Annotated in this window: 23 protein-coding genes; 4 read left to right on the top strand and 19 right to left on the bottom strand. The window is 69.0% G+C overall.

Annotated elements, in window-relative coordinates:
• Position 1: 1 nt before the first annotated feature.
• Genes AC5Y5V_RS26740 through AC5Y5V_RS26730 form a run of 3 tightly spaced genes read right to left on the bottom strand, consistent with a single transcriptional unit; the run spans position 2 to position 2,747 of the window.
• On the bottom strand, positions 2-1,930 hold the full coding sequence (locus AC5Y5V_RS26740; protein ID WP_499941180.1) for a proton-conducting transporter transmembrane domain-containing protein: 1,929 nt from the start codon (positions 1,928-1,930) through the stop codon (positions 2-4).
• Positions 1,927-2,406 carry an NADH-quinone oxidoreductase subunit B family protein gene (locus tag AC5Y5V_RS26735; RefSeq protein WP_499941177.1) on the bottom strand — a complete coding sequence of 160 codons (480 nt, stop codon included), beginning with the start codon at positions 2,404-2,406 and terminating at the stop codon, positions 1,927-1,929. The genes AC5Y5V_RS26740 and AC5Y5V_RS26735 overlap by 4 nt, the downstream gene beginning before the upstream one ends.
• Positions 2,407-2,411: 5 nt before the next feature.
• Complete coding sequence (locus AC5Y5V_RS26730; protein ID WP_499941213.1) at positions 2,412-2,747, bottom strand: lsr2/espR transcriptional regulator; 336 nt, start codon at positions 2,745-2,747, stop codon at positions 2,412-2,414.
• 148 nt (positions 2,748-2,895) lie between these two features.
• Here AC5Y5V_RS26730 and AC5Y5V_RS26725 point away from each other — a divergent pair, with 148 nt between their 5' ends.
• On the top strand, positions 2,896-3,687 hold the full coding sequence (locus AC5Y5V_RS26725; RefSeq protein WP_499941175.1) for a gluconate 2-dehydrogenase subunit 3 family protein: 792 nt from the start codon (positions 2,896-2,898) through the stop codon (positions 3,685-3,687).
• Positions 3,674-5,377, top strand: a complete 1,704-nt coding sequence (locus AC5Y5V_RS26720) for a GMC oxidoreductase (RefSeq protein ID WP_499941171.1) — start codon at positions 3,674-3,676, stop codon at positions 5,375-5,377. Before AC5Y5V_RS26725 ends, AC5Y5V_RS26720 begins: the two co-directional genes overlap by 14 nt.
• On the opposite strand, the gene AC5Y5V_RS26715 is transcribed toward AC5Y5V_RS26720, so the two are convergent.
• Positions 5,374-6,147 carry an alpha/beta fold hydrolase gene (locus AC5Y5V_RS26715; protein WP_499941169.1) on the bottom strand — a complete coding sequence of 258 codons (774 nt, stop codon included), beginning with the start codon at positions 6,145-6,147 and terminating at the stop codon, positions 5,374-5,376. The two genes, AC5Y5V_RS26720 and AC5Y5V_RS26715, sit on opposite strands and share 4 nt — an antisense overlap.
• Positions 6,148-6,197: 50 nt before the next feature.
• On the opposite strand from AC5Y5V_RS26715, the gene mhuD reads away from it, so the two are divergent.
• Together mhuD and AC5Y5V_RS26705 are read left to right on the top strand one after the other, a co-directional pair.
• Entirely contained in the window at positions 6,198-6,518 is a 321-nt protein-coding gene (gene mhuD, locus AC5Y5V_RS26710) for a mycobilin-forming heme oxygenase MhuD (protein WP_499941166.1), read from the top strand.
• A 22-nt stretch (positions 6,519-6,540) separates the two neighbouring features.
• Positions 6,541-7,866, top strand: a complete 1,326-nt coding sequence (locus AC5Y5V_RS26705; RefSeq protein ID WP_499941164.1) for a serine hydrolase — start codon at positions 6,541-6,543, stop codon at positions 7,864-7,866.
• A gap of 17 nt (positions 7,867-7,883) precedes the next feature.
• Here the strand turns inward: AC5Y5V_RS26705 and AC5Y5V_RS26700 are convergent, their stop codons facing one another.
• From AC5Y5V_RS26700 to ftsH, 15 genes are all read right to left on the bottom strand, one after another.
• Positions 7,884-9,332, bottom strand: coding sequence for a PE family protein (locus AC5Y5V_RS26700; protein ID WP_499941161.1), 1,449 nt, complete (start codon positions 9,330-9,332; stop codon positions 7,884-7,886).
• A 335-nt stretch (positions 9,333-9,667) separates the two neighbouring features.
• Entirely contained in the window at positions 9,668-12,190 is a 2,523-nt protein-coding gene (gene clpC1, locus AC5Y5V_RS26695) for an ATP-dependent protease ATP-binding subunit ClpC (protein WP_499941159.1), read from the bottom strand.
• 285 nt (positions 12,191-12,475) lie between these two features.
• On the bottom strand, positions 12,476-12,814 hold the full coding sequence (gene lsr2 / locus AC5Y5V_RS26690; RefSeq protein ID WP_499941156.1) for a histone-like nucleoid-structuring protein Lsr2: 339 nt from the start codon (positions 12,812-12,814) through the stop codon (positions 12,476-12,478).
• 114 nt (positions 12,815-12,928) lie between these two features.
• Entirely contained in the window at positions 12,929-14,458 is a 1,530-nt protein-coding gene (gene lysS / locus AC5Y5V_RS26685) for a lysine--tRNA ligase (RefSeq protein WP_499941154.1), read from the bottom strand.
• A 62-nt stretch (positions 14,459-14,520) separates the two neighbouring features.
• On the bottom strand, positions 14,521-15,345 hold the full coding sequence (locus AC5Y5V_RS26680) for a type III pantothenate kinase (RefSeq protein ID WP_499941152.1): 825 nt from the start codon (positions 15,343-15,345) through the stop codon (positions 14,521-14,523).
• Positions 15,346-15,347: 2 nt separating this feature from the next.
• Positions 15,348-15,767 (bottom strand): aspartate 1-decarboxylase, encoded by a 420-nt coding sequence (gene panD / locus AC5Y5V_RS26675; protein ID WP_499941148.1) that lies wholly within the window; start codon positions 15,765-15,767, stop codon positions 15,348-15,350.
• A complete protein-coding gene (panC, locus tag AC5Y5V_RS26670) occupies positions 15,767-16,696 on the bottom strand; it encodes a pantoate--beta-alanine ligase (protein WP_499941146.1) in 930 nt (309 codons plus the stop codon). Before panC ends, panD begins: the two co-directional genes overlap by 1 nt.
• Positions 16,693-17,604: a Rossmann-like and DUF2520 domain-containing protein gene (locus AC5Y5V_RS26665; protein ID WP_499941142.1), complete on the bottom strand. Its 912-nt coding sequence runs from the start codon at positions 17,602-17,604 to the stop codon at positions 16,693-16,695. Before AC5Y5V_RS26665 ends, panC begins: the two co-directional genes overlap by 4 nt.
• 207 nt (positions 17,605-17,811) lie before the next feature.
• A complete protein-coding gene (locus AC5Y5V_RS26660; RefSeq protein WP_499941140.1) occupies positions 17,812-19,161 on the bottom strand; it encodes a DUF6779 domain-containing protein in 1,350 nt (449 codons plus the stop codon).
• A gap of 59 nt (positions 19,162-19,220) precedes the next feature.
• Positions 19,221-19,706, bottom strand: coding sequence for a DUF3180 domain-containing protein (locus AC5Y5V_RS26655; RefSeq protein ID WP_499941138.1), 486 nt, complete (start codon positions 19,704-19,706; stop codon positions 19,221-19,223).
• Positions 19,706-20,239 carry a 2-amino-4-hydroxy-6-hydroxymethyldihydropteridine diphosphokinase gene (gene folK / locus AC5Y5V_RS26650; protein ID WP_499941136.1) on the bottom strand — a complete coding sequence of 178 codons (534 nt, stop codon included), beginning with the start codon at positions 20,237-20,239 and terminating at the stop codon, positions 19,706-19,708. The genes AC5Y5V_RS26655 and folK overlap by 1 nt, the downstream gene beginning before the upstream one ends.
• A complete protein-coding gene (gene folB / locus AC5Y5V_RS26645; protein WP_499941134.1) occupies positions 20,236-20,637 on the bottom strand; it encodes a dihydroneopterin aldolase in 402 nt (133 codons plus the stop codon). The genes folK and folB overlap by 4 nt, the downstream gene beginning before the upstream one ends.
• Positions 20,630-21,436, bottom strand: a complete 807-nt coding sequence (gene folP, locus AC5Y5V_RS26640; RefSeq protein ID WP_499941132.1) for a dihydropteroate synthase — start codon at positions 21,434-21,436, stop codon at positions 20,630-20,632. The genes folB and folP overlap by 8 nt, the downstream gene beginning before the upstream one ends.
• A 21-nt stretch (positions 21,437-21,457) precedes the next feature.
• The gene (folE, locus tag AC5Y5V_RS26635; protein ID WP_499941130.1) at positions 21,458-22,066 is read right to left on the bottom strand and encodes a GTP cyclohydrolase I FolE; all 609 of its coding nucleotides are present in this window, start codon (positions 22,064-22,066) and stop codon (positions 21,458-21,460) included.
• 17 nt (positions 22,067-22,083) lie between these two features.
• Complete coding sequence (gene ftsH / locus AC5Y5V_RS26630) at positions 22,084-24,387, bottom strand: ATP-dependent zinc metalloprotease FtsH (protein ID WP_499941128.1); 2,304 nt, start codon at positions 24,385-24,387, stop codon at positions 22,084-22,086.
• Between the last annotated feature and the right edge of the window lie 417 nt (positions 24,388-24,804).

The following is a 24,804-nucleotide window of genomic DNA, read 5'->3' as shown; positions in this document are numbered from 1 at the left end:
TTCATCGCGCCACCACCAGCACGACGAGCACGCCGAGCGCGCCGTAGGCCAGGTACAGGTGCACGCTGCCGGGGTGGGCCCGGCGGACCCCGTCGGCCGCGGCCTTGATCAGCCGGATCAGCGGTGTGTAGAGGCGGTCCTCGATCGCGTCGGCGATTCGGTTGCGGTAGGTGACGCTGTCGGCCAGGTAGCGCGACTCGGCCACGTGGGTGACCTCGATGTCGGTGTCGGGGCGCAGGACGTCGTAGAAGACGCGTTGCAGCGGCTCGGCGAACGACGTGGCGGTGTACTGCATGCGCGGGGTGAGATCCTCTGCGCCACAGGCCCATAACGGCAAGGTCGCGGGCGCCGGGCGCCGCCACCGGCGCCAGCCGGCCAGGGTCGCGGCGAACAGCGCGGCCACGACGAGACCGACCGCTATCACCGCCGGGGCGATCGAACCGCGCAGGCCGGGCAGCGACACCACCGCGCCAAAGTCGGTGAACGCCACGGCCTCGGCGGCGGGCAGGGCGGCGACCGCCCGGCGCAGCGCGGGCGCGACGAGCGAGGGCGCCACGGCCAGCAGCACGCAGGCCGCTGCGGCGACGGCCATCCCGGCCAGCATGCTGCGCGGCGCCTCGGTGGCTTGGGCGGCCTCCGCGCTGCGGGGCCGGGCCAGAAAGCCGATCCCGAACGCCTTGACCATGGCCGCCACCCCAAGGCCCGCGGTGAGCGCCACCGCGCCGACGGCCGGCGGCGTCGTCAGGGCCAGCACGGCGTCGCGCCCCGGGGCGGCGTGGACCAGCGCCTGGACCAGCAGCCACTCGCTGACGAATCCGGCGCCCAGCGGCAGCCCGCAGGCGCCGAGCGCGGCAACCCCGAACAACGCCGTCGTGACGGGCATCGGCCGGGCCAGTCCGCCGAGGCGGTCCAGATCGCGCAAACCCGTTGCGGCCAGCACGGATCCGGCCGCCAGGAAGCCAAGGCTCTTGAAAGCCGCATGCGCGATCAGGTGCAGCATGGCCGCTGCCGCCGCGATCGTGGCCGCGCGGTGGGCACCGGATGCCGCGAACAGCGTCGTCGCACCCAGGGCCAGCACGATCAGACCGAGGTTCTCCGTCGTCGAATAGGCAAACAGCCGTTTGAGATCCGTCGCCACGGAGGCCTGCACCACGCCGTACAGCGCCGACACCCCGCCGACGGCCATCAGCGTCAACCCCCACCAGCGTGGGCCCGGGCCGATGAGCTGCAGATCCACCCGGCACAGCCCGTAGACGCCCATGTTCACCATCGCGGCGCTCATCAGCGCCGAGACCGGGCTGGGCGCCTCCGGATGGGCCCGCGGCAGCCAGGCGTGCAGCGGCACCAGACCGGCCTTGGACCCGAATCCCGCCACCGTCAAGACGAATACGGCGGTGCGCACCCCCGGCGGTATCGCGTGCAGGTCGGCGAAACGGTCCGCGCCACCGGCGGCCGACAGCACCATCAACCCGATCAGGATCGCCACGAAGCCCAGCTGGGTCATCACCGCGTACACGAGCGCGGCGGCGCGGACCTGCGCGCGGGTGTGCTCGGTCATGACCAGCACCAGCGACGCGACCGCCATCAGCTCCCAGGCCAGCAGGAACGTGCTCACCGAGGCCGCGGCGGGGACCAGCAGCATGGCCGCCACGAACAGCGGCGCCGCGGTCAGCGCGGTGCGGCTCAGGTGCCCGTTGCGCGCGTAGCCGACCAGGTACAGCCCGACGGCGACGGCCACCGCGCCGCTGAGGGCCATGAAGAACCCGCCCAGCGGATCGAGGCTCAGCCGCACCCCCGACAGCGGCAGCAGCCAGCCGATGTGGACCTCCCGGACGGGGCCGAACATCCCTCGCGCGCCCGCCCACACACCGCCCGCACCGAGCAGCGACGTCAGCACGCCCGCGATGGCGGGCCCGAAGCGGGTGGTCACTTGCCGGTCACCGATCTGACGGCGGCGACGATCTCGCCCGGGGCGGGCGGGCAGCCCGGAATCCCGAGGTCCACCGGCACCACGTCGCCCACCGCGCCGGCCACGCCGTAGCCGTCGTTGAGTCCGCCTCCGGTCAGGGCACAGTCGCCGCAGGCGATCACCACCCGCGGGCGCGGCGTGGCCTCGAGCGTGGCCCGCAGCGGACCGGCCATGTTGCGGGTCACGACGCCGGTGACCAACAGCGCGTCGGCGTGGCGTGGCGAGGCCACCAGCCGCGCGCCGAACCGCTCGAGGTCGTACACCGGGCCGAACGCGCCGGAGATCTCGATCTCGCAGCCGTTGCAGGACCCCGCGTCGACGTGGCGGATCTGCAGCGAACCACGCACTCCCGCAGGAGGTTTCGCCGTTGTCGCGGGTGCGGGGCCGACGGGTTCGACGATCCGGCCGACCGCCAGCGCTTTGCGGATCCAGCCCATCGGCGTTACCGCCCGCCGGCCCGCAGGTCCTCCAGCACGGCCACCCGGCCGCTGAGCACCCCGGTGAGGACCTTGCGCGCCACCAGCAACAGCTCGGCGATGTCGGGCGAGGCGAGGGAGTAGATCATCGTGTTGCCGTCCCTGATGGCGTCGACGACGCCGGCGCGGCGCAGCACGCCCAGCTGCTGCGACAGGTTCGACGACTCGAGCCCCACCTCGGGCAGCAGCTCGCCGACGGTCTTGTCCCCCTCCACCAGCAACTCGAGGACCCTGATCCGCGCCGGGTGGCCCAGCGTCTTGAAGAACTCGGCCTTGACCTTGTACAGGGGCTCCGTCACGATCCGCATCTCCTGAAGGCTTCTAGATTCGAACAGTTGAAGAATTTATCAAACGTTGCTGCAACTGTCCTGTCGAGCGGACAGGCGGCCGACACGCCGCTACGCGCGCGCCTCTCCGATCAAACTCACATCTGCGTCATACCCTCCCGATGTGCCCCGCGATGAGGCCGCCCGCATACCCGGGTTGTCCATGCCGGTCTCCCGGCGTGCGGTGCTCAGCGGGCTCAGCCTGCTGCCGCTGGCGGCCGCCCTGCCGGGAGCGTGGCCGATCGCGTCCGCCGACGCGCCCTACCGGTTCCTGTCCCAGCACCAGGCCGCGGTGCTCGACGCCGCCACCCGCCGCCTGATTCCCGGCCCGGACGACGACCCGCTCGAGCTGGGCTGTCCCGGGGCGCACGAGGCCCAGGTCGTCCGCTACCTGGACCGCATGCTGTCGGTGTTCGACGTCACGCCGCCCGACGTGCACGCCGGCGGGCCCTGGAGCAACCGGGCCGGCGGGTCGCAGGACTTCATGGAAAACTTCGTCCCCCTCAACCGGGCCCAGACCTACGCGTGGCAACAGCGCGTCACCCAACTGCGCGGCCAGTACACCGACGGGATCGCGCTGCTCGACCAGCAAGCCGGCGGCGACTTCACCACGGCGACCAGGGTGCGCCAGGACTTCATCCTGTCCCGCAACGCGTTTACCAGCGTGCTGTTCGGCCACGCCATCGAGGCCATGTATTCCAACCCCGAATACGGCGGCAACGCGAACCTCGTCGGCTGGCACGACATCAAGTTCCCTGGCGACGTGCAACCACGGGGCTACACCGACGCCGAGGTCGAGCGCGCCGAATGGGGCGTCGTCGCCGCGTCGGACATCGTCGACCGGCTGCGGCACGGCGGCTGGGAACAGGCCGTCGCGAAGATGGGCGGGAAAGGCGGCGTCAGTGCCGGCCACTAAGGCGATCGTGATCGGGTCGGGCGCCGGCGGATCGGTGGTGGCGATGGAACTCGCCGAGGCCGGCTGGGACGTCGTGATCTTCGAGAAAGGGTCGAACTACTTCACCAACCTGGACGGGACCGGACCGCTCGGGACGACGTTCGCCAACGACGAGCTCAAGGCCCTGTACCGCTACTTCGAACAACCCGACCCCATCGCCTACCCGCGGACGTACCGCCAAAACGCAAGCCAGAGCGCGAGTTACGTCGGCCCGGTGAACGAGCTTCCGGTGACTGTCGGCGGCGGCACCACGCACTGGGACGCAAAGGTGCCGCGGTTCTGGGACATCGACTTCAAGGGGCTGTCGCTGCTCGGGCCGCAGCCCGGCGCGGACATGGCCGACTGGCCGTTCGAGTACCGCGAGATTGCGCCGTACTACGACGAAGTCGAGGCGCTGCTGGGCACCCAGGGCGACGTCGCGGCGATACCCGCCCTCAGCCTCAAGCACGCACCACGGTCCCGGCCCTACCCGATGCCGCCCGGGGCGCAGCAGCGCTCCTCCACACTGATCGCCAAGGGGGCCAAGCGCATTGGGCTGCACCCCTACCCGTTTCCGATGGCGATCAACTCCGTCCCGCACGACGGGCGGCCGGCCTGCAACAACTGCGGGTTCTGCAGCGCGTACGGCTGCCCGATCTCCGCGCGGGTGGGCGCGCTGGCCCCGCTGCGCCGCGCGCTGCGCACCGGCCGGGCGCAGTTACGCGCCGAGACGACGGTCACCAAGGTCGAGTTCAGCGGGCGGCGCGCCTCCGGCGTGTCCTACCTCGACCCGCAGGGCAACGCCGGTGGGGAGAGCGCCGACCTGATCGTGCTGGCCGCCTCGGCGATCGAGTCGGCGCGGCTGGCGCTGCTCTCCGGGCTGCCCGACGCGAGCGGGCGTATCGGGGCGCGGCTGATGTTCCACAACTTCATCGACGGGTTCGGCATCTACCTCGACCAGCGGGTGCACGCCTACCGGGGCCGTTCGACGACGCAGTGCATGGAGGACTTCGCCAATCCCGATTTCCCCGGGGCCCGGGCCGCCGCGCGGCTGGCCGGGCTGCCCTACATCCGCGGCGGCCTGTGCGAGCTGGGCGGCAGCCAGGAGCCGATCACGGAAGGCAAGTTCTACCAGGAGATCCTCGGGTTCCTGCCCGGCGTGGCGCTGTTCGGCCAGCCGTTCAAGGCCCTGATGCGAGCCTCGATCCTGCGCGACCGCCTGGCCGGCGTGAACTTCATCGGCAGCGACCTGCCGTACCTGTCCAACAACGTGACCTTGGACCCGACCGTAAAGGACCTGAACGGCCAACCGGCGCCGCGGATCACCTATGCGCTGGGAAAGCACGAGAAGGTGGCGCAGACGTTCTACGTGCCGCTGGTCACCGCGATGATCGCGGCGGGCGGCGCAAACCTGTTCGCGGCCATACCCGACACCGTCGAGCGGCAGGTGGGCGGCGGCGCGCCCCCGGACACCAAGCATGTGATGGGCGGGATGCAGATGGGGGTCTCGCCGACGTCCAGCGTCACCGATCCCAACGGACGAATGCATCAGCTGGACAACGTCTATGTCGCCGACGGCAGCGTGTTCGTCACGTCGGGCTGCCAGAATCCGACGAACACGCTGATGGCGGTGGCGCTGCGCACCGCCCGCGGGCTGACCGGCCGGCGTTAGCGGAGGCCACCCAGGAACGCCTCGACCGCGTCGCGGTAGACCTGCGGCGCTTCGTCGTGCAGCAGATGACCGGCCGCGGGCACGTGCAAATACGTTGTCGAATAGCCCTTTTCGGCCATCTCGCGCATCTGCCCCGGCGGGGTGACGGAGGTCCCGGCCTCCAGCAGCAGCGCCGGCGCCCGCACGGCCACCCACTGGTCCCAGTAGTCGCGGGTGCCCCATTCGGCGGCGATGTCGATCCATCGCGAGGTGTGGCCGTGCAACCGCCAGCCGGTGGCGGTGCGGTCGAAGGCTTCCAGGAAGTACCGGCCGGCGACCGAACCGCCGAATTCGGCGAATATCTGTTGCTCGGACTGGAATTCGACCGGCAGCGCATGCAGCCAGGGCTCCCACGCGCTGGTGGTACGGCCGCGGAAGTCCGGCGCCATGTCCTCGAGCACCAGCGCCGTGACCAACTCGGGCCGATCGGCGGCCAGGCACCACGAGTGCAGCGCGCCCATCGAATGCCCGAGCAGGCGGGCGGGGACACCCAGCGAGGCGACCGCGTCGCCGAGGTCGGCGACGAAGCGTTCGGTGCTGATCGGCTGGGAATCGAACGCGTTGCGGCCGCGGTGCCACAGCGCGTCGTACGTGTACACGGTGCCCAGCCGGGTCAGCCACGGTATTTGGCGCGACCATGTGGTGCCGCGGCCCATCAGCCCATGCACCAACACCAACGGCTCGCCCTGCCCGCCATGGCGGGTCAACAGGTCGCTGGGCATACCCTCCATCTTGCGTGACCTGCTCCTCGGCCCGACAGGCGGCACGGTAGCCTGGCCACATGCCGCCAGTGGTCAAGATCAACGCAATCGAAGTGCCCGCCGACGCTGGTCCCGAACTGGAGAAGCGCTTCGCCCACCGCGCACATGCGGTCGAGAACTCCCCCGGCTTCCTCGGCTTTCAGCTGCTGCGCCCGATCAAAGGTGAAAACCGCTACTTCGTGGTGACACACTGGGAGTCCGATGAAGCTTTCCAGGCGTGGGCTACCGGGCCCGCTATCGAAGCGCATGCAGGTCAACGGGCCAACCCGGTGGCTACGGGCGCGTCGCTTCTGGAATTCGAGGTCGTCCTCGACGTCGCCGGATCCGGCCAGGCGGGATAGCCGCCGCCGGACGCATCTCCGCGTGGCGGCGCTGGGCGCGGCCGTGGTTCTGGTCGCGGCGCTCACGCACGCCCGTGCCCCCGCCCCCACGCCACCGGCCAACGCCGCGGACCCGACGACCCCGGTCCGGCCCATCGACACCAGGGTTCCGGCGGGCCTGCGCGCCCAGCAGACGCTGGACATGCTCAACTCCGACTGGCCCATCGGCCCGAACGCGATCGGCATGTTCGCCGTGGAGGGCAAGGTCGACGCGGTGCAGACCACCATGGAGGGGCTCTGGTGGGATCGTCCGTTCACGTTCAACGGCGTCGACCTCGGCACCAGCTCCGCCACCCTGCACCTGACCTCCTCCTACGGGGCGCGCCAGGACATCAAGATTCACACCGACCTGGCTCGGTGGGTCGACACGTTCGAAGTCGAGACGCTGGCGCCGCCGATCAAGTCCTGGGCCGACCTCGACGCGGTGCTGGCCAAGACGGGCGCCCGCTACTCCTACCAGGTCGCCGGGGTCGACGGCCGCAACTGCTATCCGGTGGCGGGCACCAACACCGGCGAATCCCTGCCGCTGGCATCGATTTTCAAGTTGTACGTGCTGCACGCCCTGGCCGGGGCGATCAACAACGGGACGGTGTCCTGGGACGATCAGCTGACGGTCACCGACAAGAGCCGGGCCGTCGGCTCCAGCATGGAACTGGCTGTCGGGGAACGAATTTCGGTTCGCAAGGCCGCCGAGAAGATGATCGCCACCAGCGACAACATGTCCACCGACCTTTTGATCGGACGGTTGGGCACGCACGCCATCGAGCAGGCCCTAGTCAGCGCCGGCCACCACGACCCCGGCAGCATGACGCCTTTTCCCACCATGTACGAGCTGTTCTCCGTCGGCTGGGGCAAGCCGGACGTGCGTAGCCAGTGGAAGCAGGCATCGTCGCCGCAGGTCCGCGACGAGCTGCTGCAACGGGCGAACGCCAGCCCGTATGAGCCCGATCCGACTCGCGCCCACGTCCCGGCGTCGAAGTTCGGGGCGGAATGGTACGGCAGCGCCGAGGACATCTGCCGGCTCCACGCGACGCTGCAGGCGGACGCGACGGGCCGGGCCGCGCCCGTCCGCAAGATCCTGTCCGCCGTGCCGGGCATCCAGCTGGATCGCAACGACTGGCCCTACATCGGCGCGAAAGCCGGTGGCCTGCCGGGTGATCTGACGTTCAGCTGGTACGCCGTGGACGCCACGCAGCAGCCGTGGGTGGTCAGCTTCCAGCTGAACTGGCCTCGCGATCACGGGCCGCGGGTGGCCGGCTGGATGCTGCAGGTCGCCAAGCAGGTCTTCGCGATCCTGGCCCCGCAGTAGGCGGACCTGAGACGGCTTTACCGGTAAGCGTCCCAAGACGGTATCTGTCCGAAGTCAGCGAATACCGCTCCCTCTGCCGTCGTGAGGAGCGAGAGTGCTGTCACGCTGGACTGGCCGAGGTTGACATGCAATCCCGGGTCCAGCACGGGGAGATACGGGTAGGCGTCGGGGAACATGGACTGCGGCAGCCAGCCGTTGTCCACTCCAAACGCGTTCAGTCCCTGCAGTGTGCCGACAATCAGATCGTGACCGACGACGGGCAGGTCAGGTATCGCGAGCAACGAGGCCGGAGTCGGAATATTGGCGTACTCCCCGCTGCCGTAGCCCATGTCCACAATCACCCGCAGGTCGGGCTGAATCAGATCGGCCAGCGAGTTTCCGAAGCTTCCCGTTGCGCGCAGCGGTTGAAGCAGCGGCAGCGTGTCGTCCAACGACATGTAGTAGGTCGTGTGCCCGGTGTAGCCGGGCGACGTGGGTAACTCATAGTAGGTTCGGGCGTTGGTGTAGGCATGCTGACCGTTGAACGCGCCGACGATCGCGTTGACGTCCGACACGACGTTGAGCGGGTAGCGGGGAAAATCTGATATGGCGTCGTACTGGTTCGCGTAAATCGCGGTGGTATAGGGGCTGTTCGACGGAGTTGCCCCGTTGGCGAGAATGTCCATCACCGGGATGTATCCGCCGGTAAGGCGTTCCAGGATGCCGCCGTCGGGGTTGTTGGGGTTGCCAGTCAGGATGAAAGACAACTTGCCGACATCCGGTGACCCCGCGGCCATCAGGTTGCGTATCTCGTTGGTGAGAATCACGGCGCTTTGCGACGTGCCCCACACCGTCACGTGATTTCCCGCCGCCAGCTCAGTGCCGATCGCCTGTCCGACGAGTGTGGTGCCTTGCGAGATCGACTGCCCCAACGTCAGGCCACCGAAAGCTGGTGTCAGGGGCCAGAACTGCTCGGGCGTGTAGACCAAAGTATTGACTGCGGTGTTCGACAGGTACAAGTTCGTGATCGGTTTCAACGTCCACGTCGAGAAGGGATTATTGGTGCCACCCACGATCAGGCCGACAGAAGAATTCGTGGGCACGATGATCGGCGTGATGTCGGTCGGAGGCTTGCCGAACACCTGCTCGAAGTAGGGGATCAGCGGCGCTTCGAGTTTGGATATCTCGTCGCGCAGCAACTGAAGCGCTTGCTGCTCGGACTGCAAGTAACCGTCCGCGGCGGCGACCAACGTCCGAGCAAACTGCTGCAGACGACTGCCCGCCTGGACGCCGAGTTCCAGGTACGCACTGCCGCGTTCGTTGAAAAGTGCCGTAATAGCCGCCGATACCTCGTCGGCTCCGGCCGGCAGCACGCCGCTGATAGACAGCGCTGCCGCGCGCTGCGAGTCTGCCAGCATCGTTTCGATGCTGGCAACGTGCTCTGACGCCGGCTCCAGCAGGCCGGGCACTACCACGAGCTGACTCACCAGCGCGGACTCCCAAATGTGCACTCAGGTAAGGACAAGTGCCGACAGCCTGACCAGGCTGCGGACAATTCTTGCGCGGCCGGCGAAATTGTCAACCCGCGAAGTCGGCCTCTTGAGAGGCCCTGCCCCGGGTGAGTTCGAGGGGAAAAATGCCATGAGCGACCTGCCAGACAGGTTCAGACTGCGAGGCTGCCGGTCTTGACTCTGCGCTCAACGTGCGAGTAGGGCACACACTCACCGCAGAATCAACGAGCCTGGCCGCTGACTCGGCGCAATAGCAAGAGCCCCGCAGATCGTCGGCGAAATGCGGGGCTCTTGCGTCTTGAATATGTCAGCTACTTGCTGTGCGCTCCGGCCTTCGCGAGGTCCGGCTCGGCGGGCGGCTTGCGGGTCCCGGTGAAGGTGAACACCGCGTCCTCGCCCGCGCCTTCGCCGTCCCAGTTGTCCACGTCGACCGTGACGATCTGTCCCGGCCCGACCTCGTCGAAGAGGATCTTCTCGGACAGCTGGTCCTCGATCTCGCGCTGGATGGTGCGCCGCAGCGGACGCGCACCCAGCACCGGGTCGAAGCCGCGCTTGGCCAGCAGCGACTTGGCCTTGTCGGTCAGCTCCAGGGCCATGTCCTTGGCCTTGAGCTGGGTGGCGACCCGGCCGATCATCAGGTCCACCATCTTGATGATCTCGTCGCGAGTCAGCTGGTGGAACACGATGATGTCGTCGATGCGGTTGAGGAACTCCGGGCGGAAGTGCTTCTTCAGCTCGTCGTTGACCTTCTGCTTCATCCGCTCGTAGTCGTTCTCGCCGCCGCCCTTGGTGAACCCGAGGCCGACCGGCTTGGAGATGTCGGATGTGCCCAGGTTCGACGTGAAGATCAGCACGGTGTTCTTGAAGTCCACCGTGCGGCCCTGGCCGTCGGTGAGGCGGCCGTCCTCGAGGACCTGCAACAGGCTGTTGTAGATCTCCTGGTGGGCCTTCTCGATCTCGTCGAACAGCACGACGCTGAACGGCTTGCGCCGCACCTTCTCGGTGAGCTGGCCGCCCTCCTCGTAGCCGACGTATCCGGGCGGGGCGCCGAACAGCCGCGACGCGGTGAACCGGTCGTGGAACTCGCCCATGTCGATTTGGATGAGCGCGTCGTCGTCGCCGAACAGGAAGTTCGCCAGCGCCTTGGACAGCTCGGTCTTACCGACACCGGACGGGCCGGCGAAGATGAACGAGCCCGACGGGCGCTTGGGGTCCTTCAACCCGGCGCGGGTACGGCGGATCGCCTTGGAGACGGCCTTGACGGCGTCCACCTGGCCGATGATCCGCTTGTGCAGCTCGTCCTCCATGCGCAGCAGGCGGGTGGTCTCGGCCTCGGTGAGCTTGAACACCGGGATGCCGGTCCAGTTGCCCAGGACCTCGGCGATCTCGTTGTCGTCGACCTCGGCGACCACGTCCAGATCACCCGAACGCCACTGCTTCTCCCGCTCACCCCGCTGGGCGACCAGCGTCTTCTCGCGGTCCCGCAGGCTGGCGGCCTTCTCGAAGTCCTGCGCGTCGATCGCGGACTCCTTCTCGCGGCGCGCCTCGGCGATCTTCTCGTCGAACTCGCGCAGGTCTGGCGGAGCGGTCATCCGGCGGATCCGCATCCGCGCCCCCGCCTCGTCGATCAGGTCGATCGCCTTGTCCGGCAGGAACCGGTCGTTGATGTAGCGGTCGGCCAGCGTGGCCGCGGCCACGATCGCCGAGTCGGTGATGGACACCCGGTGGTGCGCCTCGTAGCGGTCCCGCAGGCCCTTGAGGATCTCGATGGTGTGGTCCACCGTCGGCTCGCCCACCTGCACCGGCTGGAAGCGGCGCTCCAGGGCGGCGTCCTTCTCGATGTACTTGCGGTACTCGTCGAGCGTGGTGGCGCCGATGGTCTGCAGCTCGCCGCGGGCCAGCTTGGGCTTGAGGATGCTGGCCGCGTCGATCGCGCCCTCGGCGGCGCCCGCACCCACCAGGGTGTGCAGCTCGTCGATGAACAGGATGATGTCGCCGCGGGTGTTGATCTCCTTGAGCACCTTCTTCAGGCGTTCCTCGAAGTCACCGCGGTAGCGGCTGCCCGCGACCAGCGAACCCAGGTCCAGGGTGTAGAGCTGCTTGTCCTTCAGCGTCTCCGGCACCTCGCCGTGCACGATCGCCTGCGCCAGGCCCTCGACGACGGCGGTCTTGCCGACGCCGGGCTCGCCGATCAGCACCGGGTTGTTCTTGGTGCGACGGGACAGCACCTGCATGACCCGCTCGATTTCCTTCTCACGGCCGATGACCGGGTCCAGCTTGCCTTCCATCGCGGCAGCCGTCAGGTTGCGGCCGAACTGGTCGAGCACCAGCGACGTGGACGGGCTGCCGGACTCGCCGCCGCGGCCACCGGTGCCGGCCTCCGCGGCCTCCTTGCCCTGGTAGCCGCTCAGCAGCTGGATCACCTGCTGGCGCACCCGCGTCAGCTCCGCGCCGAGCTTGACCAGCACCTGAGCCGCCACGCCCTCACCCTCGCGGATCAGGCCCAGCAGAATGTGCTCGGTGCCGATGTAGTTGTGGCCGAGCTGCAGCGCCTCACGCAGGCTGAGCTCGAGCACCTTCTTGGCGCGCGGGGTGAACGGGATGTGCCCGGACGGCGCCTGCTGGCCCTGGCCGATGATCTCCTCGACCTGACTGCGCACGCCTTCCAGCGAGATTCCCAACGACTCCAGCGACTTCGCCGCGACGCCTTCACCTTCGTGGATCAGACCCAGCAGAATGTGCTCGGTGCCGATGTAGTTGTGGTTGAGCATCCGCGCCTCTTCTTGCGCCAGGACGACAACCCTGCGGGCACGGTCCGTAAATCGTTCGAACATCGGCGGTTACCTGCTCTCCCTCACCATCGGTACAACACCTTCTAGCACCTTTTAGCGGCCCCTGCCGGTCGCTGGGCTCCAATCGCGTACCTGCCGTCCACTGTAATGGTCGGGCTGCCACGGGTCCTAACCTTGCGCATCCTGCGAACCGAGCCGTAACAAGACAAACGGTGACAGGCGCCGTTTCGTTTCCCAGGTCACCGCCGATTAGTTCGCCACCAGCGAAAGTGCCAAAACAGCGGCGCCCGGGCCGCGTGGCCCGGGCGCCGATCTGGCGTTTTTGTTTTACGTCGCGGCGTGGAACGCGTCGATGACGTCGGCCGGGATGCGGCCGCGGGTCGACACGTTGTGGCCGTTGCGACGGGCCCACTCGCGGATCGCCGCGCTCTGCTCGCGGTCGATCGCGCCGCGGCCCCGGCCCGTGCCGGAACGCCCGCGTCGCCGTCCGCCGACGCGACGGCCGGCCGCCACCCATTGCTTCAGGTCGTTGCGCAGTTTCGCAGCATTCTTGGTCGAAAGATCAATCTCATACGTCACCCCGTCAAGCCCGAATTCGACCGTTTCGTCGGCGGCGCCCGCACCGTCGAAATCATCGACCAAGGTGACGGTCACTTTCTTCGCCATTGGCTTACCCTCACGTTTCTTCCTGTGCAGTTACTGTGCAGACCGGATAGACTCCCCGCCAACAATCTGCCATATGTGCGCCGAATTCTCAATCCGGACACATCACCACATAGTTCAGTTGGAGTGCGGCCGAACAATCGGGAACAAAACTGTCTCCCTAATTGACAGGCCGGTCAAAGACATCAACAACCGATCGATACCCATTCCGGTCCCGGTACACGGCGGCATACCGTACTCCAACGCGGCGAGAAAATCTTCGTCAAGTGCCATAGCCTCGTCATCGCCGGCGGCCGCTGCGCGCGCTTGCTGCACGAATCGCTCACGCTGCACAACCGGATCGGTCAATTCGGAGTACCCGGTGGCGAGTTCGACACCACGAAAGTAGAGGTCCCACTTTTCGGTTACCCCGGGGATACTGCGATGCTGCCGGGTCAATGGCGTTGTCTCCACAGGAAAGTCCTTGACGAATGTGGGTGCCGTCAGCGTGTTGCCCACGGCGTGTTCCCATAGTTCCTCGACGAGTTTCCCGTGCCCATAGAAGGCGGGGTCGCGGTTCTGGGGAACCTCAACGCCCAGCCGATCCGCCAGTGCGAGTAGTCGATCCACCGACGTCTGGGGTGTGATCTCTTCACCGAGCGCAGTTGACAGCGACGGATACATTTGTATCGACGCCCATTCTCCGTCTATGTCGTACACACCACCGTCGGGCAGTGGGAGTTGTCTGGTCCCGATCGCTTCGTCGGCGACCTCTTGAATAAGCTCACGGGTGACGACTGCCGAATCGTCATACGTTCCGTAGCTCTGGTAGGTCTCCAACATGGAGAATTCCGGCGAATGCGTTGAATCGGAACCTTCGTTTCGGAACACTCGATTTAGTTCGAAGACCTTGTCGAAACCGCCGACGACGCAGCGCTTGAGGAACAGTTCCGGCGCGATCCTCAGGTACAGATCGATGTCAAGCGCATTGGAATGTGTGATGAACGGGCGCGCCGCCGCGCCACCGGCAAGCGTCTGCAAGATAGGCGTCTCGACTTCGAGGAAACCGCGTCGTTCCAGCGCATTGCGGACGGCTCGGATAACCGCGATACGCTGCCGGGCCACGGTGCGCGCCTGCGGACGAACGATCAGATCGACATAACGCTGCCGAACCCGCGACTCTTCGCTCATCTCCTTGTGTGCGACGGGCAGCGGGCGCAGCGCCTTGGACGCCATTTGCCAGGAGTCGGCAAGAACGGACAATTCGCCTCGTCGCGAGCTGATCACGTTGCCATGCACAAACACGATGTCGCCGAGGTCGACGTCGGCCTTCCAATCGTCCAGGGATTTCCGGCCGACCTTGTCGAGGCTGATCATCACCTGCAGTTGGGTGCCGTCACCGTCCTGAAGTGTCGCAAAACACAACTTCCCGGAGTTGCGCGCGAATATGACCCGTCCCGCGACGCCGACGACGTCGTCGGTCGCGGTGTCGACCGGCAGGTCGGGGTAGGCGGCGCGAATCTCGGCCAGGGTATGGGTGCGTCCGACCTGGACCGGGTACGCCTCGCGCCCGTCCGCCAGCAGTTCGGCGCGCTTGTCGCGGCGGATCCGGAGCTGCTCGGGAAGGTCGGCTCCGTCGGCTGAGGGGTCGTCTGAGGGTGAACTCACGACGTGCCAGCTTAGTGAATTCGACCGCCCGTCCCACAATCGACGGGCGTCGACTGCCTGCGCTAGCGGGCCGTCTTAAGCCGGCCGCGCTGCGCGTCGCGGTTGCGATCGAAGACCAGCCGCAGGCCATGCAGCGTCAGGTGCTGGTCGTAGTGGTCGACGGTGTTCAGTTCGGGCAGCAGCAGCGGCGCGGTGTGTCCGGTGGCCACCACCGCCACCTGATCCCCCAGCTCGCGCGAGAAACCGTCCACGGTGTCCCGGATGCGCCCGACCAGCCCGTCGACCAGCCCCGCGAAGCCGAACACCGCGCCCGCCTGCATGCATTCGACGGTGTTCTTGCCGACCACCGAGCGGGGCGTGGTGAGCTCGACGCGGCGCAGAGCCGCGGAGCGGGCCGCCGCGGCATCGGAGGACACCTGAACCCCGGGCGCGATGGCGCCGCCGAGGAACTCGCCCTTGGCCGACACCACGTCCACGCAGATCGACGACCCGAAGTCGACGACGATCGCGGGCCTGTTGAAGCGCTGGTAGGCGGCCAGGCAGTTGACGATCCGGTCGGCGCCCACTTCCTTCGGGTTGTCGACCAGCAGCGGGATTCCCGTGCGCACCCCCGGTTCGATCAGCACGTGCGGCACCGACGGCCAGTACTGGTCCAGCATGACCCGCACCTCGTGCAGCACCGACGGGACAGTGGACAACGCGACCGCGCCGGTGAGCTGCTCGGAGTCGTCGCCGATCAGCCCGTCGATGGTCAGCGCCAATTCATCGGCGGTGACCTCGGACTCCGTGCGAATCCGCCATTGCTGCAGTACCTTCGCGTGCTCCTTGGCCCCGCTCAGCAGCCCGACGACGGTGTGGGTGTTGCGGACGTCGATCGCCAGCAGCACGGTTATCGCACACCGATCCGCGGATCGAGCAATTCGTCGACGCCGTCCGGCACGAACGCCGGGTCGCTGCCCAGGTCGATCTGCTTGTTCTGCGCGTCGACGAACACGATCCGCGGCTGGTAGGTCCGCGCCTCGGCGTCTTCCATGGTGCCGTAGGCGATCAGGATGACCAGGTCGCCCGGGTGGACCAGATGCGCCGCGGCGCCGTTGATTCCGATCACGCCGGTGCCGCGTTCGCCGGTGATCGCGTAGGTGACCAGCCGGGCGCCGTTGTCGATGTCGACGATCGTCACCTGCTCGCCCTCGAGCAGGTCCGCGGCGTCCATCAGGTCGGCGTCGATGGTGACCGAGCCCACGTAGTGCAGGTCGGCCTGCGTGACGGTGGCGCGGTGGATCTTGGACTTCAGCATGGTTCGTAACATCAGTTCCTCCCGGGTAATTCGGCGAATTCGTCCGGCCCAGGGGTGGTGCCGGCGGTGCTTTTCAAGGGCCCTATCTCAACGGCGATGTTGTCCAGCAGTCTGGTGGTGCCCAGTCGGGCGGCGACCAACAGCCGGCCCGCGCCGAAGGCGGGGGCCGGGCCGAGGTCGGCGGCGCGCAGTTCGAGGTAGTCGACACTGAGCGCGGGCACGGCGTCGAGCACGGCGTGCGCCGCGTCCAGCGCGGCCTGCGCACCCGCGGGCGCGGCGTGCATCCCGGCCAGCAGCGCCGCCGAGAGCGTGCCCGCCAGCTCGCGCTGGTCGGGGTCGAGGTAGCGGTTGCGCGACGACATCGCCAGCCCGTCGGCCTCCCGCATCGTGGGCACCCCGACCACCGCGACGTCGACGTTCAGGTCGGCGACCATCTGCCGGATCATCACCAGCTGCTGGTAGTCCTTCTCGCCGAAGAAGATCCGGTCCGGCCGCACGATCTGCAGCAGCTTGAGCACGACGGTCAGCACGCCGGTGAAATGCGTCGGCCGCGGCCCGCCTTCGAGCTCGGCGGCCAGCGGGCCGGGCGCCACGGTGGTGCGCAGGCCGTCCGGGTACATCGCGGCAGCCGTCGGCGCGAACACGATCTCGACGCCCTCGCCGCGCAGCAGCGCCACGTCGTCGTCGAGCGTCCGCGGGTAGGCATCGAGGTCCTCACCGGCGCCGAACTGCAGCGGGTTGACGAAGATCGACACCACGACCACCGAGCCGGGCACGCGCTTGGCGGCGCGCACCAGGGACAGGTGCCCGTCGTGCAGGGCGCCCATGGTGGGCACCAGCATCACCCGGCGGCCGGTGTGCCGCAGTGCGCGGCTGACGTCGGTGACGTCACGCGGCGTCGAATAGAGGTTGAGTTGGCCGGGCCTGAAGGTGGTCGTCATGCCGTGAGCACCTCGAGGACGTCGCCGGGGGCATGCGCACGTCGCGCCGTGCGCAGGGCGTTCACCCGGTACGCCTCGGCCAGTTGCGGGTCGGCCCGCCCGAGGGCGGCCAGATGCCCGGCGACCGCCGCGGCGTCCCCGCGGGCGACCGGGCCGGTGAGCGCGGCCTGCCCGCGTTGCAGCGTGTTCTCCAGCGCCGCGCGGGCCAGCGGACCCACGATGCGTTCCGCGATGCCGCCGGGCTGGTCATCGATGCTCTGCTGGCCGAGCAACTCGCTGCCCCGCAGGGCGGCGCGCAGCGCCTCGAGCGCGTCGGCCAGCACCGTCACGACGTGATTGCTCGCGTGGGCCAGCGCCGCGTGGTAGAGCACGCGGGCGTCCTCGCGGACGGAGAACGGCTCGCCGCCCATCTCCAGCACCAGCGACTGCGCGATCGCCTGCCCGACGTCGTCGGCCGCGGTGATGCCGAAGCAGGTGTCGGGCAGGCGGCTGATGTCCTCGTCGGCGCCGGTGAACGTCATCGCGGGGTGAATGGCCAGCGGGATGCAGCCGTTCCGCGTCAGGGGCGCCAGGATGGCTATCCCGTTGGCGCCGGACGTGTGCGCGACGATCGTGCCCGGCCGCACCGCCGACGTGGCGGCCAGCCCGGCCACCAGCCCGGCGAGTTCGCTGTCCGGAACCGCCAGCAGCAGCAGCTCGGCCTCGGCGGCGACGTCCGGCGGCGGCAGCACCGGGGTGTCGGGCAGCCGGCGCTCGGCCCGCAGCCGCGACGCCTGGGAGATGGCGCTGCATGCGACGACGACGTGATCAGCCCGCTCCAGCGCGACGCCCAGCGCGGTGCCCACCCGGCCGGCGGAGATGATCCCCACCTTGAGCCTGGCCGGACGCAATCCGTCGAACTGCACCATCGCAGCGGCCTCACACGTTTCTTGGTTTCGTTCCAGTCCCACGGCGGGGTACCGGACGGTCAGGACGAGTTTAGTCGATAACCGCCGCGGGTCCCAGACTGGTTTGCCCACCAGCCCGGCCTACCCACCACCCGGCCCGCGAATGTCGGCTTACGTCACGCCCGCGGCCGAAAACCGTGCCCCAACCCGACACTCGACCCGGCCAGCTCAACCGCTGCGACGTCGGCGGCCGCCGCCTCCGCCCGGATTGACCTGTAGCCGCGCGAACAGATCTGCGACCGACTGACCGCCCGTCGGCGTGGAGTCGTCGCTCTCCGCGTCCTCCCCTTCCGCCAGCGGGTCCGTGCCGCGGTGCCGCGGGGCAGGCTCGGGCGGCGGCGCGGGCGCCAGCCGCGGAGGCGGCGCGGCGGCGGGCGGGGGCGGCGGCGCGGCGGGCGGGGCCTCGCCCATGCCCAAGCCCATGCCCATGCCGGCGCCCATGCCGGCGGGGCCCAAGTCACGGTATTCCGTCGAATGGCGCGACCGCGCCCGACGGCCGGGCTCGCCGTAGGGCCGGGTGGGCTCGGCTGGGGCCGGCGCACCGACGGCCATCTCCTCGGGGCTGGAATGCCGGGCACGGCGCCGTCGGCCCGACTGCGGCGCGGCCGAGGCTTCGAAGCCCGCCCAGTTGCTGCCCGGCGCTCCTGGGGGCAGCCACTGGCCTTCCGCGGCGACGGGCTGCCAATCCGGCGCCTGCGGCTCCGGCTGCGGCGGGGGCGGCGGCTGCTGTTGCACAGGCGGAGGCTGGTACGGAGGTGGTGGCGGTGGGGGCGGCGGCGCCGGGCGCGGCTCGAATCGCGGCTCGAACTGGGCCTCCGGTGGTGGGGCCTCGTAGGCCACCCGGACGCGCTCCCGCGGCGGCACCGGCAGCCGGGGCGGCACCAGCGGCTCCTCGGGCACGTCGATGATGGAGGACTCGTCGGGCCGCCCGGCGGTGCCATGCGGGTTGTCCTGGCGGACCGCCGTGACCCGATCGCTGGCCACCCAGTCGGCCTGCGGGGTGTCCGCGGTGCGACCCCAGTCGACATAGGACCCGGCGGTGTCCGTGTCGAGGTTCTGCGGCGTCTCCAGCGCCCGTCGATGCTCGAGGTCCGTGTCGAACAGGATTTCCAGGCTGGTTCGCAACGAGGCCAGCTCCGCCCGCAGCGCCGCGACGTCGTCGGCGGCCTGGGCGCGCAACTCGCTGGCCAGCTCGCGGCGCAGCTGGGATTCCACGGTCAACTCGTACTCGCGGCGCGCCGAGATCTCCCGGTCCAGCTGCAGGTCGTACACGAGCTTGAGGTCCCGCACGCGGGACTGGTCGGCGTCGCTTTGCCGACGGTAGAGCACCGACACGAAAGCGCCGGCGACAGCGGCCCACAGCGCCAGGATCACAGCGAGCTTGAGCAGTTCCACCCGATTGGTGAAAACCAATGCCGAACTGGCCCCCATCGCGAGGACCAGCAGCGCGGTCAAGAGCACCCACCCCGGCCTGCGGCCGCCGCGCCGGGCCCGGGCGCCGCGGGACAGAACGGTCATGGCCCTTGACTGTACCTGTACGAGGTCACACCGCGTGTCGCGCGACTCCGGCGCGTCTGCTAACCACGCTCGCCCTCCGCGCCCTCGCCGTGCTCGGGAGGGTCCTGCGGCGATTTGCAGCAATGCTGCAACCACAGGGCGGCCACCACCAACGCCAGCGCGCTGATCCCCGCCACCACGGTGCCGGGGGTGTCCTCGGCGGCGACCCGCAGCCAGGACCGCCGCGGCAGCAGGTACACCAGGACCCCGACCCACCAGCCCAGCACCAGCGCGCCCACCCAGGCCGACGCCTTGGCGACCACCACCGTGCGCGCCACCGAAAGGGGATGCAGCCAACCGGGCGCGTCGCCGATCTCGCCCTCGTTGATCTTGGTGCGCACGTAGCGGGCCCACAGCGCCTCGGCGACCGCCATCGCCAGCAGCGACGAGCCGGTCCACAGCGTGATCGGGGGAAAGGTCCGGTACAGCGCCCGCACCAGCAGGTACCCCAGCACCGCGGCGACGGCCACCGCGGCGCCCAGGTCACGCCGGCGGGTGGGTCCCATCAGCGCAGCGCCAGTCCGGTCGACCGGACACCCGCCCGATCGACGGGGGCCAGCTCGGCCAGCAAGCCGGCGACCGACCGCGGTCCCTCGGCCAGGGTCAGGCGCGCATCGGGGTCGACGTCCAGCCAGGGGATCATCACGAATGCCCGCAGGTGGGCCAGCGGGTGCGGCAGAGTCAGGTTGTTGTCGACGGAGATCAGCTCCATCGGGCCGTCCGGGCCGGTCTCATAGCAGGCGATCAGGTCGACGTCGAGGGTGCGGGGGCCCCAGCGCTCGCCGCGGATCCGGCCCGCGGCGCGCTCGAAGTCCTGCGCCCGGCGCAGCCAGGCCTGCCCGTCGGCCGCCGGGTCGTCGGCGATCAGCACCGCGTTGAGGAACGGTGCCTGGTCGACGCGGCCCCAGGGGTCGGTCTCGTACACCGGCGAGACGGCGAGCAGCGACGCCTCGCCTTCCCGGAGTTCGTCCACGACCGACTGCAGCCGACCCAGCCGATCGCCCAGGTTGGAGCCGATCGACAGCACCACGCGCGTCATACCATGCCGCCCGCCGGTATCACCGAGCCGCGGCCGCCGCGCCTGGACCGTCGCACCACGACAGACACGTCGGTGAACTGCCGCGGGATGGGGGCCTGCGGCTTGTGCACCACGACCTCGACGGCGTGCACGCGGCGGTCGTCCATCACCTGGTCGGCGATCTCGCCGCCGACCGTTTCGATCAGGTTCCGCGGCGGCCCGGCCACGACGGCGGCGGCGAGGTCGGCCAGCGCGCCGTAGTCGTAGGTGTCGGTCAGGTCGTCGCTGGCGGCGGCGTCGGCCAGGTCGATCCAGACGGTGATGTCGACGACGAACTCCTGCCCGTTTGCGCGTTCGTGGTCGAAAACGCCGTGCCGGCCATGAACCGTCAAGCCGCGCAATTCGATTCGGTCAGCCATCGCTTCCTTGTTCCCAGGCCCCGACAACCTTCAGGGCGTCGACGGTGGACCGGACGTCGTGTACCCGCACACCCCAGGCCCCGTGCAGGGCGGCCAGTGCTGAGATCACCGCGGTCGCCGTCTCACGCCCGTCGGGCGGTCGCGTCGAACCGTCGGGTCCGGCCAACAACGTACCAAGGAAGCGTTTGCGCGAAGCACCCAGCAGCACCGGAACGCCGGTGGCCACCAAGTCGGGCAGGGCCCGCAGCAGCTCCCAATTGTGTTGCCCCGTCTTGGCGAATCCCAGACCGGGGTCGATGATCAGCTGCGCCGGATCGACGCCCGCCGCGACGGCGCCGTCGACGTCGGCGAGCAGTTCGTCGCGCACCTCGGCGACCACGTCGCGGTAGTGCGGCACCTCGTGCGGGCGCTCGGACGACACCGGCCGCCAGTGCATCAGCACCCACGGCACGCCGGCCTCGGCCAGCAGCGGAGCCATCTCGGGGTCGGCCCGTCCGCCGGAAACGTCGTTGACGATGCGTGCGCCGCTCTGCAGCGCGGCCCGCGCCACGTCGGCGTGCATGGTGTCGATGCTGACCGTAATGCCCTGTGCCGCCAGCTCTTTTACCACCGGAACGACGCGGGAGGCCTCGACCCGGGCGTCGGCCCGCGTCGCGCCGGGGCGGGTCGATTCGCCCCCGACGTCGACGATCCCGGCGCCGTCGGCGGCCAGCGCCAGCCCGTGCCGGACGGCGTCGTCAACGTCGAGGTAGCGTCCGCCGTCCGAGAAGGAGTCGTCGGTGACGTTCAGAACCCCCATGACCTGCACTGGCGCGTCGACTCACTTACGCAGGATGAGGTCGAGCGCTTCGGCCCGGGAGGCGGCGTTGGTCTTGAACTGCCCGCGCACCGCGGACGTCGTCGTGATGGCGCCCGGTTTGCGCACGCCGCGCATCGCCATGCACAGGTGTTCGGCCTCGACCACCACGATCACGCCGCGCGGGTCCAGGCTGCGGACCAGGGCGTCGGCGATCTGGCTGGTGAGCCGCTCCTGCACCTGCGGCCGCTTGGCATAGAGGTCGACCAGCCGGGCGATCTTCGACAGGCCGGTCACCCGGCCGTCTTCACCGGGGATGTAACCGACGTGCGCGACACCGTGGAACGCGACCAGGTGGTGCTCGCAGGTGGAATACAGCGGGATCTCCTTGACGATCACCAGCTCGTCGTGGTCCTCGTCGAACATGGTGTTCAACACGTCGTCGGGGTCGGTGTAGAGACCGGCGAACATCTCCCGGTAGGCGCGCGCCACCCGGGCGGGGGTTTCCCGCAAACCGTTGCGGTCCGGGTCCTCGCCGATCGCGTGCAGCAGCTCGCGGACCGCCGCCTCGGCACGTGGCTGGTCGAACACCCGTATACGCCTGGTCGCGGGCCGGGAATCCGGCAGGGCCATCGAATCTCCTCCGTTAATCAGCCGTGGGCCGGCGGATTGGACCGGCTCACATCCTCGTCCTCGTCAGGGGACTTCTCGGCATCTCTCGACTCCGACGGGGGCTGATCCGACGGTGGATAGGGCGAGTACGACGGCTGGGTCTGGCCCGGATAGCTGGGCGCCGGCTGCGGCGGGGACCAGCCGCCCCGCGATTGCTGCGACGGCGGCCAGCCCGGCGCGTGCCAGCCGGCCGGGGCGCCGTAGTCGGGCTGGGTGGGGCCCGACGGCGGTGCGCCGTTCGTGCCGCGGCCGCCGGCTCCGCCATCCGAGGCGCCCGACTGCGCAACCTGCTCCTCGGCGGCTTCGCTGGCGCGCGCGATGGCCGCCTTGAACGCGGGCTCGGGGACGGGCGGCGGCCACGGCTCGCCGCGCTCGATGGCCAGCTCGCCGGGCGTCTTGATCGGCGGCTTGTCCGACGGGACCCGGCCGCCAAAGTCGTCGAACATGGTGAGCCTGGGCCGCTTTTCGACGTCGCCGAAGATCGCCTGCAGCTCGGGCCGGTGCAGTGTTTCCTTTTCCAGGAGCTCGCCGGCCAGCGTGTCGAGCACGTCGCGGTATTCGGTGAGGATCTCCCAGGCCTCGGTGTGCGCGGCCTCGATGAGTTTGCGGACCTCCTCGTCGATCTCGCGCGCCACCTCGTGGGAGTAGTCCGACTGGGTTCCCATCGAGCGGCCGAGGAACGGGTCGCCGTGTTCGGTGCCGTATTTCACGGCGCCGAGGCGGGCGCTCATGCCGTACTCGGTGACCATCGCGCGGGCGACCTTGGTGGCCTGCTCGATGTCGGACACCGCGCCGGTGGTCGGCTCGCGGAACACCAGCTCCTCGGCGGCGCGTCCGCCCATCGCGAACACCAGCTGCGCGACCATCTCCGAGCGGGTCCGCAGGCCCTTGTCCTCCTCCGGCACGGCGACGGCGTGCCCACCGGTGCGGCCGCGGGCCAGGATCGTCACCTTGTAGACGGGGTCGATGTCGGGCATCGCCCAGGCCGCCAGGGTGTGGCCGCCCTCGTGGTAGGCCGTGATCTTCTTTTCCTGCTCGCTGATGATCCGGCCCTTGCGGCGTGGGCCGCCGATCACCCGGTCCACCGCCTCTTCCAGCGCGGGGCCGGTGATGACGGTGCCGTTCTCCCGCGCGGTCAGCAGGGCCGCCTCGTTGATGACGTTGGCCAGGTCGGCGCCCGTCATGCCGACGGTCCGCTTGGCCAGCCCGTCCAGGTCGGCGTCCGGGGCGATCGGCTTGCCCTTGGAGTGCACCTTCAGCACGGCCCGACGGCCGGCCAGGTCGGGGTTGGACACCGGGATCTGCCGGTCGAAGCGGCCGGGCCTTAGGAGGGCCGGGTCGAGGATGTCGGGGCGGTTGGTTGCGGCGATAAGAATCACGCCGGCGCGATCGCCGAATCCGTCCATCTCGACCAGCAACTGGTTGAGGGTCTGCTCCCGCTCGTCGTGGCCACCGCCCAGGCCGGCGCCTCGCTGGCGGCCCACGGCGTCGATCTCGTCGACGAAGATGATGCATGGGCTGTTCTGCTTGGCCTGCTCGAACAGGTCCCGGACGCGGGAGGCACCCACGCCGACGAACATCTCGACGAAGTCCGACCCGGAGATGGTGAAGAACGGCACCCCCGCCTCACCCGCCACCGCGCGGGCCAGCAGCGTCTTGCCGGTCCCCGGCGGGCCGTAAAGCAGCACGCCCTTGGGAATCTTGGCGCCCAGCGCCTGATACCTGCTGGGGTTCTGCAGGAAATCCTTGATCTCGTACAGTTCCTCGACGGCCTCGTCGACGCCGGCGACGTCAGCGAAGGTGGTCTTGGGCATGTCCTTGGACAGCTGCTTGGCCCGCGACTTGCCGAAGCCGAAGCCCATCCGGGCGCCGCCCTGCATGCGGGAGAACATCACGAACAGCAGGACCAGCAAAAGCAGCGGCAGCGCGTAGACCAGCAGCTCGCCCAGGATGCTGCCCTCGTTGACGACCGTGTTGACCTTGGCGTTCTTGGCTTCCAGCGCCCGGTAGAGGTCGACGGCGTATCCGGTCGGGTATTTGGCGATGACCTTGTCGGAGTTGTCGGTGTCGCCGGTGCCCTTGTTCAGGTTCAGCCGCAGCTGCTGCTCGCGGTCGTCGATCTGCGCGCTCTTGACGTTGCCGTCCTTGATCTGCGCCATCGCCACCGAGGTGTCGACCTGCTTGTAGCCGCGGGTGTCGTCGCTGAAGTAGATTCCCGCCCAGCCCAGCATCAGCAGGACAGCGACTGTCGTGACGCCGCGAAGCACGTTTTTTCGGTTCATCAATCATCGGCCGTGTCGGCCAGGTCCTTCCCGATCCACGCAGCTGGAAAAGTCCAGGTTACCGCTCGTGGCGATCGCCAGCTCCGGCAGCGCCGGAGCGCAGCGGGTCGCCACCGTCTGGTGGTTCAACGACCGGGAGTTCCCGACGAGCGGGTCCTGCCCGCCGCCCGCCCGCCGACTAGGACTGCGGTTGGTCCCATCTGTCACTCCGTTCTCGGCCGGGGAAACATGTGCCGGTTTGCCCGCCTTTACGCGACAAGGTGCCGACAAAGTGTCGCTACAAGGCGGGCAAACAGCCGTATGCCGACCTTTTTGTGGCGCGTGGGACTCGTGCGACCAACGCAGCGCCGCGTCGAGAGACCAGACCAACCCGATTGCGCTCAAGATGCCGCTCAGCGCGGCAGATCGCGACGGGGA

The organism is Mycobacterium sp. NGS68, assembly GCF_059812195.1.
This window is presented reverse-complemented; position numbering and strand designations above follow the sequence as displayed.

What these genes read in the sequence shown, in the direction of transcription:
- AC5Y5V_RS26735 (WP_499941177.1), bottom strand. Translation starts at nt 2,406, where the DNA reads ATGGGCTGGATCCGCAAAGCGCTGGCGGTCGGCCGGATCGTCGAACCC.
- AC5Y5V_RS26715 (WP_499941169.1), bottom strand. Translation starts at nt 6,147, where the DNA reads ATGGAGGGTATGCCCAGCGACCTGTTGACCCGCCATGGCGGGCAGGGC.
- mhuD (WP_499941166.1), top strand. Translation starts at nt 6,198, where the DNA reads ATGCCGCCAGTGGTCAAGATCAACGCAATCGAAGTGCCCGCCGACGCT.
- clpC1 (WP_499941159.1), bottom strand. Translation starts at nt 12,190, where the DNA reads ATGTTCGAACGATTTACGGACCGTGCCCGCAGGGTTGTCGTCCTGGCG.
- lsr2 (WP_499941156.1), bottom strand. Translation starts at nt 12,814, where the DNA reads ATGGCGAAGAAAGTGACCGTCACCTTGGTCGATGATTTCGACGGTGCG.
- panD (WP_499941148.1), bottom strand. Translation starts at nt 15,767, where the DNA reads ATGTTACGAACCATGCTGAAGTCCAAGATCCACCGCGCCACCGTCACG.
- panC (WP_499941146.1), bottom strand. Translation starts at nt 16,696, where the DNA reads ATGACGACCACCTTCAGGCCCGGCCAACTCAACCTCTATTCGACGCCG.
- AC5Y5V_RS26665 (WP_499941142.1), bottom strand. Translation starts at nt 17,604, where the DNA reads ATGGTGCAGTTCGACGGATTGCGTCCGGCCAGGCTCAAGGTGGGGATC.
- AC5Y5V_RS26660 (WP_499941140.1), bottom strand. Translation starts at nt 19,161, where the DNA reads ATGACCGTTCTGTCCCGCGGCGCCCGGGCCCGGCGCGGCGGCCGCAGG.
- AC5Y5V_RS26655 (WP_499941138.1), bottom strand. Translation starts at nt 19,706, where the DNA reads ATGGGACCCACCCGCCGGCGTGACCTGGGCGCCGCGGTGGCCGTCGCC.
- folK (WP_499941136.1), bottom strand. Translation starts at nt 20,239, where the DNA reads ATGACGCGCGTGGTGCTGTCGATCGGCTCCAACCTGGGCGATCGGCTG.
- folB (WP_499941134.1), bottom strand. Translation starts at nt 20,637, where the DNA reads ATGGCTGACCGAATCGAATTGCGCGGCTTGACGGTTCATGGCCGGCAC.
- folP (WP_499941132.1), bottom strand. Translation starts at nt 21,436, where the DNA reads ATGGGGGTTCTGAACGTCACCGACGACTCCTTCTCGGACGGCGGACGC.
- folE (WP_499941130.1), bottom strand. Translation starts at nt 22,066, where the DNA reads ATGGCCCTGCCGGATTCCCGGCCCGCGACCAGGCGTATACGGGTGTTC.
- ftsH (WP_499941128.1), bottom strand. Translation starts at nt 24,387, where the DNA reads ATGAACCGAAAAAACGTGCTTCGCGGCGTCACGACAGTCGCTGTCCTG.